Annotated in this window: 16 protein-coding genes; 5 read left to right on the top strand and 11 right to left on the bottom strand. The window is 71.8% G+C overall.

The genetic code is table 11. The features are described from left to right. Positions 1–66: 66 nt before the first annotated feature. The 8 genes from AB0395_RS13950 to AB0395_RS13915 all read right to left on the bottom strand — a co-directional run bounded on the left by AB0395_RS13950 (position 67) and on the right by AB0395_RS13915 (position 7,936). The gene (locus AB0395_RS13950; protein ID WP_366280518.1) at positions 67–1,566 is read right to left on the bottom strand and encodes a cation acetate symporter; all 1,500 of its coding nucleotides are present in this window, start codon (positions 1,564–1,566) and stop codon (positions 67–69) included. Continuing rightward, the gene (locus AB0395_RS13945) at positions 1,563–1,970 is read right to left on the bottom strand and encodes a hypothetical protein (RefSeq protein ID WP_366280516.1); all 408 of its coding nucleotides are present in this window, start codon (positions 1,968–1,970) and stop codon (positions 1,563–1,565) included. The genes AB0395_RS13950 and AB0395_RS13945 overlap by 4 nt, the downstream gene beginning before the upstream one ends. After that, positions 1,967–2,728, bottom strand: coding sequence for a LytTR family DNA-binding domain-containing protein (locus AB0395_RS13940; RefSeq protein ID WP_366280514.1), 762 nt, complete (start codon positions 2,726–2,728; stop codon positions 1,967–1,969). Before AB0395_RS13940 ends, AB0395_RS13945 begins: the two co-directional genes overlap by 4 nt. Positions 2,729–2,974: 246 nt before the next feature. Next, a complete protein-coding gene (locus tag AB0395_RS13935; RefSeq protein WP_366280512.1) occupies positions 2,975–4,171 on the bottom strand; it encodes a histidine kinase in 1,197 nt (398 codons plus the stop codon). Between the two features lie 115 nt (positions 4,172–4,286). After that, positions 4,287–4,715, bottom strand: coding sequence for an HIT family protein (locus AB0395_RS13930; protein WP_366280511.1), 429 nt, complete (start codon positions 4,713–4,715; stop codon positions 4,287–4,289). Between the two features lie 58 nt (positions 4,716–4,773). Then, positions 4,774–5,934 carry an acyl-CoA dehydrogenase family protein gene (locus tag AB0395_RS13925; RefSeq protein WP_366280509.1) on the bottom strand — a complete coding sequence of 387 codons (1,161 nt, stop codon included), beginning with the start codon at positions 5,932–5,934 and terminating at the stop codon, positions 4,774–4,776. Between the two features lie 321 nt (positions 5,935–6,255). Continuing rightward, entirely contained in the window at positions 6,256–6,831 is a 576-nt protein-coding gene (locus AB0395_RS13920; RefSeq protein ID WP_366280508.1) for a hypothetical protein, read from the bottom strand. Between the two features lie 424 nt (positions 6,832–7,255). Beyond that, a complete protein-coding gene (locus AB0395_RS13915; protein WP_366280506.1) occupies positions 7,256–7,936 on the bottom strand; it encodes a hypothetical protein in 681 nt (226 codons plus the stop codon). Positions 7,937–8,469: 533 nt separating this feature from the next. Between AB0395_RS13915 and AB0395_RS13910 the strand changes: the two genes are divergently transcribed. Both AB0395_RS13910 and AB0395_RS13905 read left to right on the top strand, forming a co-directional pair. After that, the gene (locus AB0395_RS13910) at positions 8,470–9,669 is read left to right on the top strand and encodes a sensor histidine kinase (protein ID WP_366280504.1); all 1,200 of its coding nucleotides are present in this window, start codon (positions 8,470–8,472) and stop codon (positions 9,667–9,669) included. Continuing rightward, positions 9,666–10,334 (top strand): response regulator transcription factor, encoded by a 669-nt coding sequence (locus AB0395_RS13905; RefSeq protein ID WP_366280503.1) that lies wholly within the window; start codon positions 9,666–9,668, stop codon positions 10,332–10,334. Before AB0395_RS13910 ends, AB0395_RS13905 begins: the two co-directional genes overlap by 4 nt. Positions 10,335–10,427: 93 nt before the next feature. Here the strand turns inward: AB0395_RS13905 and AB0395_RS13900 are convergent, their stop codons facing one another. Beyond that, positions 10,428–10,949: a helix-turn-helix domain-containing protein gene (locus tag AB0395_RS13900; protein WP_366280502.1), complete on the bottom strand. Its 522-nt coding sequence runs from the start codon at positions 10,947–10,949 to the stop codon at positions 10,428–10,430. Positions 10,950–11,009: 60 nt separating this feature from the next. Between AB0395_RS13900 and AB0395_RS13895 the strand changes: the two genes are divergently transcribed. Continuing rightward, on the top strand, positions 11,010–12,437 hold the full coding sequence (locus AB0395_RS13895) for an MFS transporter (protein ID WP_366280501.1): 1,428 nt from the start codon (positions 11,010–11,012) through the stop codon (positions 12,435–12,437). A 9-nt stretch (positions 12,438–12,446) separates the two neighbouring features. Here the strand turns inward: AB0395_RS13895 and AB0395_RS13890 are convergent, their stop codons facing one another. Further along, the gene (locus AB0395_RS13890; RefSeq protein WP_366280599.1) at positions 12,447–12,959 is read right to left on the bottom strand and encodes a GNAT family N-acetyltransferase; all 513 of its coding nucleotides are present in this window, start codon (positions 12,957–12,959) and stop codon (positions 12,447–12,449) included. A gap of 112 nt (positions 12,960–13,071) precedes the next feature. Here AB0395_RS13890 and AB0395_RS13885 point away from each other — a divergent pair, with 112 nt between their 5' ends. Both AB0395_RS13885 and AB0395_RS13880 read left to right on the top strand, forming a co-directional pair. Then, the gene (locus AB0395_RS13885) at positions 13,072–14,496 is read left to right on the top strand and encodes an NERD domain-containing protein kinase family protein (RefSeq protein WP_366280499.1); all 1,425 of its coding nucleotides are present in this window, start codon (positions 13,072–13,074) and stop codon (positions 14,494–14,496) included. A 122-nt stretch (positions 14,497–14,618) separates the two neighbouring features. Further along, complete coding sequence (locus tag AB0395_RS13880; RefSeq protein ID WP_366280497.1) at positions 14,619–15,593, top strand: LLM class flavin-dependent oxidoreductase; 975 nt, start codon at positions 14,619–14,621, stop codon at positions 15,591–15,593. A gap of 50 nt (positions 15,594–15,643) precedes the next feature. Here AB0395_RS13880 and AB0395_RS13875 read toward each other — a convergent pair whose 3' ends face one another. Further along, positions 15,644–16,582, bottom strand: a complete 939-nt coding sequence (locus AB0395_RS13875; RefSeq protein WP_366280495.1) for a diacylglycerol kinase family protein — start codon at positions 16,580–16,582, stop codon at positions 15,644–15,646. Positions 16,583–16,703 lie beyond the last annotated feature (121 nt).

Raw genomic sequence — 16,703 nt, 5'->3', positions numbered from 1 at the left:
ACGTTCACTCGATCAACAGGACCTTCCATGCATTACAGGTCATTTCGACACAAGTAATGGATCAAGTCAAGTAGAACGTGGATGCCAGTCACCGCGATCGAGGTCCAGGGTCTCCGGCGTGTGCAGGCGGACCATGATCCTGGCCACACCGGACGGGACGCGGGACGGGGTCAACAGCGAGACGACGACCATGACGGCGAAGGCGACCGGCACCGACCAGGCCGCGGGCTGGGCCAGCAGGGCTCCGGCCAGGCCCGCGTGCGGCCCCTCTCCGATCGTCAGCAGCACCGCGCCGCAGGCCAGCCCGCCGCCGGCGACCAGTCCCGCCATCGCGCCCGTCGACGTCAGGCGCCGCCACCAGATGCCCAGGACCAGCAGCGGGCAGAAGGAGGAGGCGGAAACCGCGAAGGCCAGCCCGACCACGTCGGCGACCGGCAGGGAGCGGGCGGTCGCGGCCAGGCAGAGCGGGACGGCCACCGCGACCACCGCGGCGGCGCGGAACGAGCGGACCCCGCCCTTGAGGATGTCCTGCCCGATGACCCCCGCGACCGAGACGGTCAGCCCCGAGGAGGTGGACAGGAACGCCGCGAAGGCCCCGGCCGTCACCAGCGCGGTCAGCAGGTCGCCCGCCACGCCCCCGACAAGCCGCCCCGGCAGCGTCAGCACGACCATGTCGCTACCCCGCAGCTCGGGGACGTAGATCCGGCCGAGCGCGCCGTAGACGGCGGGCATCAGGTAGAAGGCGCCGAGCAGCGACAGGACCGCCAGCGTCGTACGGCGCGCGGCCCGCCCGTCGGGGTTGGTGTAGAAGCGGACCAGCACGTGTGGCAGCCCCATGGTGCCCAGGAAGGTCGCCAGGATCAGCGAGTAGGTCGAGTAAAGGCCGTACTCCTTGCCACTGGACAGCGGCAGCGCCCAGGTGGCCGCGTCCCCTGCGTTCAGGCCGGGCGCGCCGTCCGCCCGCCAGGCCAGCACCAGGAAGACCAAAGGCACGGCCAGGGCGGTGAGCTTGAGCCAGTACTGGAAGGCCTGCACGAACGTGATCGACCGCATGCCGCCGGACAGCACGTTCACCGCGACCACGGAGGCGACCAGCAGGCCCCCCGCCCAGTCGGGCGCCCCCGTGACGGCCCGCAGCACCAGACCGGCGCTCTGGAACTGCGGCATCAGGTACAGCCAGCCGATCAGCACGACCAGCACCCCGGCCATCCGCCGCACGGCCATCGACTCCAGGCGCGCCTCGGCGAAGTCGGGGAGCGTGTAGGCGCCCGAGCGGCGCAGCGGCGCGGAGACCAGGACCAGCAGCACCAGGTAGCCGCCGGTCCAGCCGACCGGCAGCCACAGCATGTCCGCGCCGTAGACGAGGATCAGCCCGGCGATGCCCAGGAAGCTCGCCGCGGACAGGTACTCCCCGCCGATGGCCGAGGCGTTCCACAGCGGGGTGACCGTGCGGGAGGCGACGTAGAAGTCGGAGGTCGTGCGGGAGAGCCGGATGCCGAACGCCCCGATCAGGACCGCGGCGAGCATCACCAGCACAACCGCCGTCACGCCGTACGCGGGGCTCACCTGGCCCGGTCCACCAGTTCGGCGAAGTGCCGCTCGTTCCGTTCCGCCTGCCGTACATAGAGCCAGGCCCCGGTGACGAACGCCGGATAGATCAGACCGGCCAGCACGACCCACGGGAGGGGAACCCCCAGCACCAGGACCTCGCGCAGTTCCGGCACGAGCAGGAACAGCAGCGGCAGGCCGCCGACCACGCAGGCGAGCACGGTGCACACGAACAGGGCGAGCCGGAACTGGGTGCGCACCAGCGAGCGCATGTAGACCTCGCCGAGCCGGGTCTGCTCGTCGATCTCCCGGGTCACCGGATAGCGGGGGTGGCGGGCGGCCGTGGTGCGTGGGCTGGTCACGACCTCACGGCGCGGCCGCTCGTACTCCCTGCGCGAGCGTTCCGGCCCTCCCCTGCTCATTCGGGCCTGCCCTTGCGCGCCCTGCGGACCAGCAGGTCGCGCAGCTCCCGGGTGTGACGGCGGCTGACCGGGATCTCTGTCTCGCCGATGCGGACCACGCAGCGCCCGGAGTCGATGTGCAGCTCGTCGATGTGCTTGACGGCGACCAGGTGGCTGCGGTGCACCCGCACGAACCCCGCCGACGACCACCGGTCCTCCAGGGTCGCCAGTGAGATGCGGACCAGGTGGCTGCCGCCCGCGGTGTGCAGGCGCGCGTAGTCGCCCTGCGCCTCGACGTAGCGGACCTCGGTGCTGGTCACGAACCGGGTGACGCCGCCCAGCTCGACCGGGATGGTCCCGGGGTCCGTACGGCCTGCGCCGTCGCCGTCCGGCAGCTCGGCCGAGACGCACACCCGCCGGACGGCCTCGGCGAGCCGCTCCGGCCTGACCGGTTTGAGGAGGTAGTCCTCCGCCTTGATCTCGAAGGCGTCCACCGCGTGTTCCTCGTAGGCGGTCACGAACACCACCCGGGGCGGATTGGCGAACTGCGAGAGCAGCCTGCCGAGCACCACCCCGTCCAGGCCGCGCATCCGGATGTCGAGGAAAACCGCGTCGATCGGCCGCCCGACGGCGATCGCCCGGTCCAGCACACGCAGCGCGGCCGCCCCGTCCCTGGCCTGAGAGACCTCCCCGATTCTCGGATCGTCCCGCAGAAGGTAGGCCAGATCCTCCAGAGCGGGAAGCTCGTCGTCCACCGCCAGGACTCGGAGTCCGGTCACGGGCACTCCTCCGGATCGTCGAGGGGGAATCCCCAGAGGATGATGAATCAGACATCACCTGTCAACAGTTCCTGACCCTCCGAATCTGGGGAAAACATCTCCGCGCTCGGCCCTGGCCGGAGGCGCACTCAGGAAACGCGCGCCACCTGCCCGTTCTCCCTGCCCTGTTCGTCGTCCACGCTTTCCACGTCTCCTTCACCGGACGCCTTCTCCGCCCCGACCGGCCCCTGGACGGACGGCGGGCGGTCAGTGCGCGGAGACGCCCGGGTGGTACTTCGGCAGGCGGACGCTCACCTTGGTGCCCGCGCCCTTGCCGGTCTCCGCGACCAGGCCGTACTCGTCGCCGTAGACCTGGCGCAGCCGCTCGTCGACGTTGGCCAGGCCGACTCCCCCCGTCCCCGAGCGCTCGTCGGCGTCACCTGCCAGGATGCGGCGCAGCCGGTCCGGGTCCATGCCGACGCCGTCGTCCTCGACGCTGATCCGGCACTCGGCCCCCGCGTCCTCGGCGACGATGGAGATGCGGCCGATGCCAGGTTTGCTCTCCAGACCGTGCCTGACCGCGTTCTCGACCAGCGGCTGCAGGCATAGGAACGGCACGGCGACCGCGAGCACCTCGGGGGCGATCCGCAGCGTGACCTGGAGCTGGTCACCGAACCGGGCGCGCTCCAGGGTCAGGTAGCGGTCGATGGAGCGCAGTTCCTCGGCCAGCGTGGTGAACTCGCCGTGCCGCCTGAAGGAGTAGCGGGTGAAGTCGGCGAAGTCCAGCAGCAGCTCACGGGAGCGGTTGGGGTCGGAGCGGACGAAGCTCGCGATGGTCGTCAGCGAGTTGTAGATGAAGTGCGGGGAGATCTGCGCGCGCAGCGCGCGGACCTCGGCCTCCATCAGGCGCGTCCTCGACCGGTCGAGCTCGGCCAGCTCCAGCTGGGAGTCGACCCAGCTCGCCACCTCGTGGGTGGCCCGGACCAGGCCCGCGGAGGCGTGCCCGCCGTAGGCGGCCAGCGAGCCGACGACCCGGCCGTCCGTGGTGAGCGGCACGACGACGGCGTATCTGATGGGGCACTCCGGGATGTCGCACGAGACGATCTCGGGGCCGAGAACCTGCGTACGGCCTCCCGCGAGGGTTTTGGCGGCGTACGCGAACGCCTCGTGGGCGTGGTGGTCACCCTCCCCGTCGTAGACCAGCAGCCGCTGCCCGTCGGTGATCGCCAGTGCCGGGGAGCCGAGCAGCTCACGCAGGTGCCGGGAGGCCTTCTGGGTGCCCGCCTCGGTGAGCCCGGCCCGCAACGGCGGCGCGGCGAGCGAGGCGGTGTGCAGGGTCTCGAAGGTGGCGCGCTCGGCCGGGCTGCTGCCCAGCTCACGCCTGCCGCGCAGCACGCGCCACAGCACCAGGGCCGGGACGCCCACCAGGGCGGCTACGAGCAGCGCTGCGACGAGGGGTTCCACGTCCGGGACCCTATCTTCGCACGTTCGCGGACGCCTCTTCGACGGATATCACACCGGCGGCCCCAGCTTTATATCGTAGATCAAATAATGAGCGATCCCGAACGAGTGCGGCGGCTCAGGGAGCCGGGACGAGGGCCTCGCGAAGGCGCAGAGCGTACGACTCGGCCTCCGCGGGATCGTCGTACCTGGTCCGCGGCCAGAAGAAGCCGCGCAGGCCGTCCTTGCGGTTGCGGGGGACGACGTGGACGTGCAGGTGCGGGACGCTCTGGCTGATCCGGTTGTTCATCGCGACGAACGTGCCGCCCGCCTCCAGGCCGTGTTCGACGGCGGCGGCGACAGCCTGGACCCGTTGGAAGAACGGACCGACCGACAGCGCGGGCAGGTCGGGGAGGGTCTCGGTGTGGGCGACGGGCGCGACCAGGACGTGTCCCTTGAAGACGGGCCGCGTGTCGAGGAAGGCCACGGCCACCTCGTCGGAGAGCACCAGATGGCCCGGCTGCTCCCCCGCCGCGATGGCGCAGAACAAACATCCTCCGGCTGGCATCACATCAGGATAGGGCTGCGGGGCTCCCCGCCGGGTCCTAAAACGGCGTGCGGCGGGGTCACCAACCGACCTTGGCGACGCCGGAGATGAGGGACCTGGCGATGACCATCCGCTGGACGTCGTTCGTGCCCTCGCCGATGGCCATCAGCGGGGCGTCGCGGTAGAGGCGTTCGACCACGAACTCCTGGGAGTACCCATAGCCGCCGTGGATCCGCATCGCCTCCATGGTCACCCGGAGCGCGACCTCCGAGGCGAAGTACTTGGCCATCGCCGCCTCCGAGTTCACCGCGCCGCTCTCCGAACGGGTCGCCGCCCAGTAGGTCAGCAGTCTGGCCGCCTGGATGTCGGTCGCCATGTCGGCGAGCTTGAACTGGATGGCCTGGAAGTCGGCGATGGGCTTGCCGAAGGCGTGGCGCTCGCGCGAGTACTCGAGCGCGGCGTCGTAGGCGCACTGTGAGACGCCGACGGCACGGGCGGCGATGTTGAGCCTGCCGAGCTCCAGGGCGGACAGCGCCTGCTGCATGCCTCTGCCCTCGACGCCGCCGAGCAGCCCGGAGACCGGGACCCTGACGTCCCGCAGCACGATCTCACAGGTCTCGGTGCCCTTGTAGCCGAGCTTGGGCAGGTCGCGGCTGACGGTGTAGCCGGGGGTCCCCGCCTCGACCAGGATCAGTGACATGCCGCGGTGCGCGGGCTCCGTGACGGAGGTCTTGACCAGGACGGGCATCGGGTCCGCGTGGCGGGCGTTGGTGATCCACGTCTTGGTGCCGTTGATCACGTAGTGGTCGCCGTCACGGACCGCCTTGGTCTGGATGCCCTGTAAGTCGGTGCCCGCGGCGGGCTCGGTCAGCGCGATACCGGTACGGCGGGCACCGCAGGCCAGGTCCGGCAGGTAGGTGTCCCGCTGCTCCCGCGTGCCGTACCTGGCGATCATCCAGGAGGCCAGCGAGTGCGAGCCGAGCACCCCGGCCACGCCCATCCACCCGCGTGCGATCTCCTCGAAGACCAATGCGAACGACACCCGGTCCAGCGCGAGCCCGCCGTACTCCTGCGGGATCGTCATCCCGAACAGCCCCAGTTCCCTGAAGCGTTCGACGACCTCGGCGGGGTAGCGGCCCGCGCGCTCCCACTCGGAGGCGACCGGCACGATCTCCCTGTCGACGAACTCCCTCAAGGTCCGGCGCAACAGCTGCTGCTCGTCGTTCAGCTCGAAGTCCATGGCGGTGTCCTAACGAGTGATATGGAACGTTCCCGGCCTTTCCCGAACGGACTCCCCCGGGCCCGCAAAGACTCGTCAAGCAGGCGATCCGGCACCGTGACGACCCGGCCTCGACCGCGTTCCCCGGCCGGGAGAGAAAACCGAGTGTGCCCCGTCTCCCGTGACGCCCCTCGGCACGACCGAGGCCGGCCTGGCCTCCCCCGCGCTTGAGCCGGTGACGGCCGACTTCAGCGCGCCGATGGGAGGCCAGGACGAGCCTGAACCGTCCGGTCATCCTCGCGGTGCTGTGCGTCGCGGAGCTGGGCTACCTCGGCGCCCCCCTCAGTGGCGCACCTTCGTGGTGACGGTCTTGGTGAAGCGGTAGTTGCAGAACAGCTCGCGGGACCTCGCACGGCTGTCGTGCCGCTCGGAGTCCTGCTGGTTGAGGCCGTCGAAGCTGTCGAAGCCGAGCCTGGCGACCGCGGTCGCCCCGCCGTGGCGGGCGAGGCGGGCGCTGAGAACGACCCTGCCCTCGTGCGGGATGTCTCCCGGGGCCGCGCACCAGACGCCGTCGGTGTACTCGCGGCAGGGGAAGGTCGCGATCCGCTTGCCCGCGGTGTCGAAGATCGTGGCCTTCTCCGGGCCCTTCGCGCCCCTGGGGAAGCTGCCGCCGACCCAGAAGGAGCCCCAGTAGGGGGCGAAAGACTCCATCCAGGTCATCGAGTAATCCAGCGTGTAGGTGACGCGCCCGCCCTGGGGCACGCGAGGCGTGCCCTTGGCCGTCACCTTGATGGTGATCAAGGGGTCCCGCTGGCACTTCTTCGCGGCGCTGAGGCAGGCCGCCTGGGCCGGCGCGACAGGGGAAAGGGCGACTGCGATAAGGGCAAGACCTGCGGTGAGACCGAGAGCACGGCGCATGAGACCTCCTGGGTTTCTGCCGGAGGAGGCCGTCCGTGCCGCGATGGCCCCGCTCCGGACTCGGACAGCCGCGGCCGGGGGACCGCGGGCCGCGTCGCAGCGGCTGCGGGAACCGGCGGACCGGGAGAGCCGGTCGTCCGACCGCCCGCCCGGCGAGATCCGCGGATCCCGACACCGATCACTACGTACGGGCGGCCGGAACGGTTCAGCGGGCGCAGGCGGGATCCACGGAAAGACACGGAAAGAGACGGCGCGGACGGGCCCGGCGGAGATCCCGGGCGGGCGGAAAGGAGGGGGTCCGCCGCCCACCCGGAAACGGTCAGATTACCCCGGCGCCTGCGGATCTGGTTACCCCGGCGGGGTCGTATCGCCCTACCCTCCGGGGGTGGCCTTCCTCGCCCGCGCCTGCCTCTTCTTTCCGCGCCTACTTCTTCTTTCCGCGCCTCAGCAGGCGGACCACGACCATGGCCAGGACGGCCAGCGCGGCGACGGCCGTGACGGGACGCTTGCCCACCTCCGTCGTGACCTTCCCCGCCGCGTCCTTGACGTCGGCGGGAGTCACGTCCTTGACCCGCCCGACCACCTCGGGGGCGGCCTCCCTCACCTTCCCGACCACCCCGGGGGCGGCCTCCTTGACCCGTCCGACCATCCCGGTCGCGGTGGTTGCGGTCGCCGTCCCCATCCGGCGCAACTCGCCGCCGACCTGGGTGGCCGTCTCGTGGACGCGGCCTTTCACATCGGTCTTGTGCATCAGAGCCTCCACTGTCTCGCCCGGTTCGCGACGGTCGTTGTCGATGTCGCGTCCTGCGGATCGCCCGCTCGTCCCGCCGTCGTGCGCGCTTGTGCCACCGGCCGCTCCCGCGGTCCCGGCGTCACCGGGGCCCGCGACGCGGCCCGTCTCCACGGTGCCCGCCATACGGCCGGCCTCCTCAACGCCGGTGCTCTCCCCCGTGGGCACGGGCGGGCCGTCGGGCACCGTGGGCGGAAGGTTCAGCGACATCTTCTCGCCGGGAGCCACGGGTTCGCTGACCCTCTGCCTGCGTGCCCCGACGGTCCCGGCGTCCTCGATCTCGTCCTCGAGCCTTTCCGGATCGCGCTCGGTCATCGTTCCTCCTCCCTACAGGAGAAGGCGCCTACCCTGTCCTGCCACGGCAAACCCTTCCGCCACCGACGATCGATCAAGGCGTTGCCCGTCTTTTCCTCCCCGGTGAGGCCACGGGACGGGCGGGGCACGGACATTCGCGGGAGGGGCACCGCCCGCTCCATGGAAAGGGGGCGGCCGTCAGGACCCACCGACTCCGCCGGCCCGCACCACGCCCGGTGGCCTCGAAGGTCGCCCCCGCAAGCACACCTTCGAGAGCCCTCCGCGGCCGGCACCTCGGGTGGAGAGCTCCGAGGCACCGGCCGCGGGCGCCGGAGCCGCGGCGGAACCCACAGACGAACCCCGAGAAAGCGGGGGGCCGTCATCCCAGAACGGACATCACCGTAAAACGCGCGAGGCCCCGGCCACATCGGTCCGCGGTCTGATCCGGCCGTGACCTGGGCGGTAGGCGGCGCCTCGCCGTACAACTTCCGCGGTACGGACGCTCATCCGCCCGCTCGATGAGGCGGCCGTCCGCACCTGGCTACCATGCGCGCATGCGGGCAACAGTGACGGCGCTGGCGCGGCGGGCGGGCGAGATCGATCCCCGGATCGTCGACGCGCTGCTGGCCGTCGCGCTCACCGGGATGACCCTGGTGTGGGCCATGAAGGACCAGAGTGGCCCGTGGCGACGCCCCGACACGGTCGCGGTCATGCTGACCTGCGCGGCCAACCTCCCCGTCGCCGTGCGGCGGCGGTTTCCCGTCGCCGTGCTCGCCGTCTGCTCCGCCGCCTCCTTCTGGCACCACTCACTGGGTTACCAGCCGAACGTGAACAACTTCTCCGTCCTGCTGGCGCTCTACACCGTCACCGTCCAGTGGTCGCTCCTGGCCGGGGTCGCCGGGATCGTGGCGGCGTCCGCGGTCTGGTGGTGGGCCTCGCTCATGGCGGACAAGGACATGGCGGTGCTGAACCAGGCGCAGAGCGTGCTGGTGGTCCTGACGGCCTGGGCGCTCGGCCTGGGCACCCGCAGGCTCGCCGACCGGAACAAGCGGCTGGCCGACCTCACCGAACGGCTCAGGCGCGAGCAGGAGGCCCAGGCCAAGCGGGCCGTCACCGAGGAACGGGTGCGCATCGCCAGGGAGCTGCACGACATCGTCGCCCATCACATGTCGGTGATCTCGGTGCAGGCCGGGCTGGCCCGCTACGTGTTCACCAGCGATCCCGGCACCGCCAGGACCGCGCTGGCCACGGTCGCCGACACCAGCCACGAGGCTCTGGAGGAGATGCGGCGGCTGCTCGCGGTGCTCCGCGTCGACCGGCGGCCCGGCGGTGACGGCGTCTACGACCCCACCCCGGGGCTGACCGAGCTGGGCCAGCTCGTCGAGCGCGTCCGCGCCGCCGGCGTCGACGTCGACCTGGAGGTGACGGGCCGCGCCAGGCGGCTGAACCCCGGAGTCGAGCTGTGCGCGTACCGGGTGGTCCAGGAGAGCCTGACCAACGTGATCAAACACGCGCTCTCCGCCCGCGCGAGGGTGCGGCTGCACTACGGCGGCGAGGAACTGTCCATCGCGGTCACCGACGACGGCCTGCCGTCGGAGGGCGACAGCGGGGGCGGCCTCGGGTTGATCGGGATGCGCGAACGCGTCAGGCTCTACGGAGGCAGGGTGGCCTCGGGGCCGCTGCAGAAGGGCGGGTTCGAGGTCTCGGTGACGCTGCCGCTTTCGCCCCCGCAGGGTGAACGAGGAGACGAATGATCAAGGTGCTGGTCGTCGACGACCAGATCCTGGTGCGGGCCGGGTTCGCGGCCCTGATCCGGGCCACCCCCGACCTGGAGGTCGCAGGTGAGGCCTCGGGCGGGGAGGAGGCCGTCGCCCTGGCCGCCGCGACCCGTCCCGACGTGATCCTGATGGATGTGCGGATGCCGGGTCTGAACGGCATCGCCGCGACCGGGCGCATCCTCGCCGCCGCGGGCCCCACTCCTCCGAAAGTGCTGATCCTGACGACCTTCGACCTCGACGAGTACGTCTACGACGCGCTGCGGGCCGGAGCCTCGGGGTTCCTGCTCAAGGACACCCCACCGGAGCGGCTGATCGCGGCGGTCCGCACGATCGCCGCGGGTGACATGCTGTTCGCGCCGACCGTGACCCGCCGCCTGGTCGAGGCCTACACCAGGGGGAAGGACACGACGCTCGTCGCCGAGGCGGGGCTCGACACGCTCACCGCGCGGGAGATGGAGGTGTTGCGCATGGTCGGCCGGGCGCTGTCCAACGGGGAGATCGCCGACGAGCTGTGCGTGAGCGAGGCGACGGTCAAGACCCATCTGAACCGGGCCATGGCCAAGCTCGGCCTGTCCAGCCGCGCGCAGGCCGTGGCCCTCGCCTACGAGGCGGGCCTGGTCAGCCCGCGCCACAACCACTGACACCGGCGGGCACGCGCACCGCCCACCCCGGCGTCACCGCTCGCCGTACCGGTGCCGCGGCGACCCGGAACACCGGCGGGGACAGGGGCCCGCTCACCCGGGGAGTGGCTGGAGCATCCGGTGGGGGTGGCGCAGAGCCAGGCTGACCGGGTCCTGGCGGGCGTGGTCCGCACCCGGGCCCGGCCTCACCTCGATCTCCTCCAGCGGGGCGCGCGCGCCGCACGACGGGCAGACGCCCTCGCTGTCGAGCCGTACCGCGCAGGGCTGGTGGTGGAAGGTACGGTGCGGGCCGTTCGCCGACAGGTGGCGTTCCCCCCACCGGGCGAGCAGGTGGACGGGGGCCCACAGCTCGCGGCCCATCTCGGTGAGGACGTACTCATCGCGCGGCGGTGATTCCTGGTAGCGGCGCCGCTCCATGGCGCCCGCCTCGACCAGGGCCTGGAGCCGCTGGGAGAGCACCGCGCGGGGGATGTCGAGGTGGGCGAGGAAGTCACCGTAGCGGCGCACGCCGTACAGCGCGTCGCGGACCACCAGCAGCGTCCACCGCTCCCCGATCAGCTCCAGAGCGCGGGCGAGCGAGCAGTCCTGACCTTCGTAGTTCTTACCGAGCGCCATCTCCCCATGTTAGTTCATTCACCGAACTCTCCCGTGCTACCGTCGAGTTAAGTTCAATGAATGAACCATGAAAGGCCTCCCATGACGTTCGCCACGGCTCACCGGCAGCCGGACGCCCGCTCCGGCACCACCCCCGCGATCACCCTCGTGCTCGCCTGCGCCGCGCCGCTGCTGGTCCTGGTCGACTACACCGCCCCGATGGTCACGCTGCCGCAGATGACGCGCGCGCTCGGCTCCGGCCCCTCAGGGCCCGCCTGGCTGCTGAACGCGATCGCGCTCGGCCTGGCGGCCCTGCTGCTGATCGCGGGAGACCTGGCGGACAACTACGGACGGCGGCGCGTCTACCTGACGGGCATGTGGGCACTGGCCGCCGCGAGCGTCATGGCCGCGCTGTCGGTGAACACCGCGATGTTCGTCGCGGCCAGGCTGGCCCAGGGGGCGGCGAGCGCGGGGCTGCTCACCGCCGGTCTGGGCACTCTCGGGCACGCCTTTCCCGACGGGCGCGAGCGCCTGCGCGCGACCGGCCGCTACGGCGCCATGCTCGGCCTGGGCATCGCGACGGGCCCGCTGATCTCCGGCGCGCTGGCCACGGTGACGAACTGGCGGGCGATCTACTGGCTGATAGCCGCGGCGGCGGCGCTGCTGGCCGTGCTCGCGACCGGACGGCTGCCCGAGTCGAGGGCGGCTCGGCCCCGGCGGCTCGACCTGTCCGGTGCCCTCCTGCTGGCCTTGGGGCTCGCCGCGTTGGTCACCGCGGTGACCGAGGGCCGCAGCGGCTGGTCCCGTCCTGTCGTCACCGCCGCGTTCGCCGCCACCGCGCTGCTGCTGGGCGCCTTCGTGGTGGTCGAACGGCGCCGCCGTGCCCCGTTGCTCGACCTGGGGCTGTTCCTGCGCCCGCTCTTCTTCCTCGCCACCGGCGGGGCCCTCGTCGTCGGAATCGTGGTGGTCGGGCTGATGAGCTTCCTGCCCACCGTGCTTCAGCTCTCCCGCGGCCTGTCGCCGATGGGCGGCGCCGCCCTGCTCGCCGTGTGGTCAGGGGTTTCGTTCCTGACCGCCCTGCAGGCCCGCCGCCTGCCGCTGACGGCGCGCGGCGGCCTCGGGCTCGGACTGCTGCTGGCCGCCGCGGGCACGCTTCCCCTGGTGGGCGCCGCGAGCCACACCGGCTGGAGCAGGATCGTGCTCGGCCTGGCCGTCGCGGGCGCGGGCAGCGGCCTGATCAACGCCTCCCTCACCCACCTGGCGATCGAGAGCGTGCCGCCGCACCGGGCCGGGATGGGGGCGGGCGCGGGCAACACCGCCCGCTACGTCGGCTCACCGCTCGGCGTCGCCCTGATGGCCGCGATCGTGGGCGGAGCGGGCCTGTCCGCGGGAACGGACGGCACGCTGCTGGGCTGCGCGGCCGTCGCGGCCGTCACCGGGGGTGGGATCGTGCTCACCGGTTTCACCGGAAGAAGGCGGCGGGCATCCGCGACGCCGGGGCCGCGCTGACGGCGCACGTCAGGGCGAGAGCGTGTGCAGGTGGAACTCGACGGTCCCCTCCTCCTCGTCCCACGAGGGCTCGGACAGGAGCCTGGTCAGGGCGAACCCGTTCTTGGCCGCGACCCTGCACGAGGCGGCGTTGCCCGTCGCGTGCCGCAGGTCAAGACGGGACAGTCCGAGGAAGGCGAACGCCCACCGGCCGACCGCGCCCAACGCCCGGGTGGCGACGCCGCGGCCCCTGACCGCGGGCAGGACCCAGTAACCGACCTCTCCGCGTCCGCCCAGGATCCTGACCCTGATGTGACCGAGAACCTCCCCGGTCGTCGCGTCGGCGATGGCGAAGGAGGCCGAGGAGCCGTCGGTCCAGTCCTGGACGCGCTGGGCGAGCCACGCCCTCTCGTCGGCGCCCGCGGGCAGGGCGGTGGACCAGCGGCGGACCTCCGGATCGCGCAGCGCCAGCGCCGCCGCCCGGGCATCGGTCTCGGTCAGGTTCCACGGCCGCAGGTGCAGCGTCCCCGCGGTGATCTCCATGGGTTCCACGCCAGCCGAGCCTACTCCGCGGAGTGGCGAAAAGTAGGGACAGGCGAGATCATGAGACCCTTGCCCTACTTCAGGTGCAGCGAAGAAGGGCGGAACGCTAGAGATGGCACAGATCGTCGGCGGCGGACGCCCGGTCAACGACGCTGAGCGGCGGGTCATCGCGCATCTGCGGGACAACGCGCCGGACGACTGGCTGCTGCTGCACAACATCGAGGTGCCGCGAGGCGACGACGGTTTCGAGGTCGACGTGATCGTGGTGACCCGTCACTCCCTCTGCCTCATCGACGTCAAGGGCACCAGGGGCAGGATCGAGGTCGCGGGGACGCGCTGGTTCCCCGCCCGGCGGGACGCCTTCGGCTCCCCCGTGGTCAAGCTGCGCGGCAACGGGCGGGCACTCAAGGGCCTGCTCACCCACAGCCACAGGGAGCTGGAGCGGGTGTACGTCGACAGTGTCGTCGTACTGACCGGCGCCGACGCGGAGCTCGTCGACCCGGCGGGCCGTGACTCCCGGCACGTTACCAACCTGCCGGGCCTGGTCCGCACGCTGAGCGACGTCTCCCGGGTCAGGCGCGGTTACACGCCGGACGCGACGCCGTACCGCACCGCGATCATCGAGGCGCTGAACGGCAGCGTGCGGCGGTCGACCTCGCCTCCGCGCTTCGGCAACTGGGAGGTCGAGGAACAGCTCGGCGGGGACAACCGGATCACCGAGTACCGGGCGATCAACGCGACGCTCCCGGGGAGTGAGACGGTACTGCTGCGGGTCTACCGCGCCGACCCGCTGGCCGAGGAGGAGCCCAGGGCGGCCGAGCGGCGGCTGATCGCCAACGCCTACCAGTCGCTCACCCGGATCCCCCCGCACCCGTGCGTCGTGCGTTCCCGCGACTTCTTCGCGATCGACGACGAGAGCCGGTTCGTGCTGGTCCTCGACGACGTGCACGGCCGGTCGCTGCACCTGCACCTGTCGGACACCAGGCGGACGCCGTCCACGGGCGCCGGGCTCGACGTGATCGAGGACATGCTGCTCGGGCTGGCCCATGTCCACGCGAACAACGTCATCCACCGGGCGCTCAGCCCCGCCTGCGTGCTCGTCACCGAGGACGGCCGGGCGATGCTGACCGGGTTCGACTACGCCAAGCCCGGGCCTCGCCCGCACACCGTGGCCAACGAGCTTCCCAACGTCCTGGACACCCACTACGTCGCCCCCGAGTGCCAGGCCAGGCCGGAGCGGATGACGGCCGCCGCCGACGTGTACGCCGCGGGAGTGATCGCCTTCCAGTTGCTGACCGGTGAGCTGCCGCCGCCGGATCCGGACGCGGAGCCCCCCTTCGACGGCGGCCGCGCGGGCGTCCCCGCCGAGGTGATGGACCTGCTGCGGCGGATGCGCGACCGCTCACCGGCCAAGCGGCCCTCGGCCGCCGAGGCCCTCGAAACCCTGCGGCGGGCGCGCGAGGGGATCGCCCCCGAGCGGGAGCCGATGCTGCTCGACAGGATCCGCAACCGCTTCCTGCGCGCCGCGCGGCGGTAGGACCGCCGCCGCGGGCCGTCGAAGGATCACAAGGCCGCGCCTTCTACAAGGACGTCAAGGGACGGCTGGCCAAGTACGGCCGCCGCCACGAGGATCTGAAGATCCTCCCCTCCGTCACCTACGTGCTGGGCGACACCCCGCAGGAGGCCGCCGAACGAGCCGCCGAGATCCGCAGGGCCCAGGTCAGCCCGCAGAACGCGATACTGCACATCGAGGCGATCTGGGGCCGCGATCTGTCGGCGTACGACCCGGACGGCCCGTTGCCCGCCGTCGACCCCGAGCCCGACAACCTGATCTCCAAAGGCAACACGCTGTTCCGCGGCGACCGGGCCGCGAAAGCCCGCCGATGGCGGGAGATCGCCGAGGCGCGCGGGCTGAGCATCCGCGAGCTGTTCGACGAGGCGGCCGACGCGGTCGAGGTCACGCGGCGGCTCTGGGACAGCTGGGAGGACGACGCGGAGATCCGCGACGCCGCGACCGGCCGGTTCGTCGACCGCGACAAGCTGCACCACATCGACTTCGAGGGGGCGCACTTCAGCGTCCGCGGACCCTCGATCACGCCGCGCCCGCCGCAGGGACAGCCGTTGGTCACCGCGCTCGCGCACGCCACCGTGCCGTACGAGTTCGCGGCGCGCGGGGCCGATGTTGTCTTCGTCACCCCGCACTCGCGCGCCGAGACCGTGACGATCCTCGCCGAGGTCCGCACGGCGGAGGCGGCCGTCCAGCGCGAGGGAGCGCCGCTCAAGACGTTCGCCGACCTGGTTGTCTTCCTGGACGAAACCCCCGGTGAGGCCGCCGTCGGCAAGGCGCGGCTGGACGAGCTGGACGGGGCGCCGCTCACCTCCGACGCCGAGATCTTCACCGGTACTCCGGAGGAGCTCGCCGACCTGCTGCTCGATTGGCGGAACGCCGGGCTCGACGGCTTCCGGCTCCGCCCCGGCAGGCTGCCGCACGACCTGACTGCGATCACCACGGGACTCGTGCCGGAGCTGCGACGGCGCGGCGCCTTCCGGGCCGAGTACGAGGCGGACACCCTGCGCGGCCTGCTCGGACTCCCCCGCCCCGAGAACCGGTATGCGGAAACGACGGCGCCGTGAGGCTCACCGTGATCGCGTGATCGTCCGCGGGCCTGCGCCCGTGACCGGTGTCAGGAGTCGACGAAGTCGTCCGGGACCATCACGCGCAGGCCGTTGGGGACGGTCCTGATCGTGATGGGGGTCATCAGGCGAACCTCGCCGTCGACGTCGGCCGCCATCGGGGGGTCGGTCTCCAGGTACATCTCCTGGCCGACGACGAAGGGGCCGCCCGCGAGGCTGCGCCAGCGGCCCGTGGTCGCGCGCACCAGGGTCTCGACCAGCAGCCTCAGGCGCTTGCCTGAACCGAGCTGGTAGGCGACGAGCCTGCCGTTGTCGATGCTGATGTCCCTGGCCACCTGCCAGCCGCCGTGGAAGCGGCCGTTGGCGATGTTGAGCTGGTGGGTGAGCAGCTCGTGACGGCGCCCGTCGGCCGTGATGAAGGCGCGGAAGGGCCGGTGGCGGGGCAGGATCGTCAGAGCGGTCAGCGGGTAGGCCGCGCGCCCGAGAAGGCGCTTCAGCCAGGGACGGACCGTGCCCGCGACCTCGACGGAGACACCGAAGCTGGCCAGGTTGGCGAACTCCCTGTCGCCCGCGACGCCCAGGTCGATGTCGGCGACCTTGCCGGTGCTGAACACCCGGATCGCGCCCGGCAGGTCCAGCGGGAGGCCAAGGCTGCGGGCGAAGTTGTTGGTCGTGCCCAGGGGCAGCACCCCGAGGGCGACATCGCGGCGGGCGACGTGCTTGACGGCGGCGCTGAGCGTGCCGTCGCCGCCACCGACGACGAGCAGGTCAGGGCCCTCGGCCAGGGCCGCGTCCAGCGTGGCGCGCAGGCGTTTGGGGTCGACCACGGCGAAGGCCCGGATCGGCTCGAAGCCCTCGGCACGGAGCGTGCCGATCACCCGGGGGTAGAGGCGGCGGCCACGGCGCGAGTGCGTGTTGACCACCACGCAGATCCGGCGCCCGGTCCGGACGGCCTCGGTGTGCTCGGCCTTGCTTCGAAGCTCTCCCACACTGCCCCTTTTCGATCGGATACTTCCCCGTCAGATCGTAGGGCCCCGCCGTCGATGACGGCGGGGCCCTACTGGCCGGTCAACCGGCGCTTTCTCCCCGACGGGGTCGCCTCCCGCCCAC

Source organism: Streptosporangium sp. NPDC051023, assembly GCF_040689595.1.
Classification (GTDB): domain Bacteria; phylum Actinomycetota; class Actinomycetes; order Streptosporangiales; family Streptosporangiaceae; genus Streptosporangium.
This window is presented reverse-complemented; position numbering and strand designations above follow the sequence as displayed.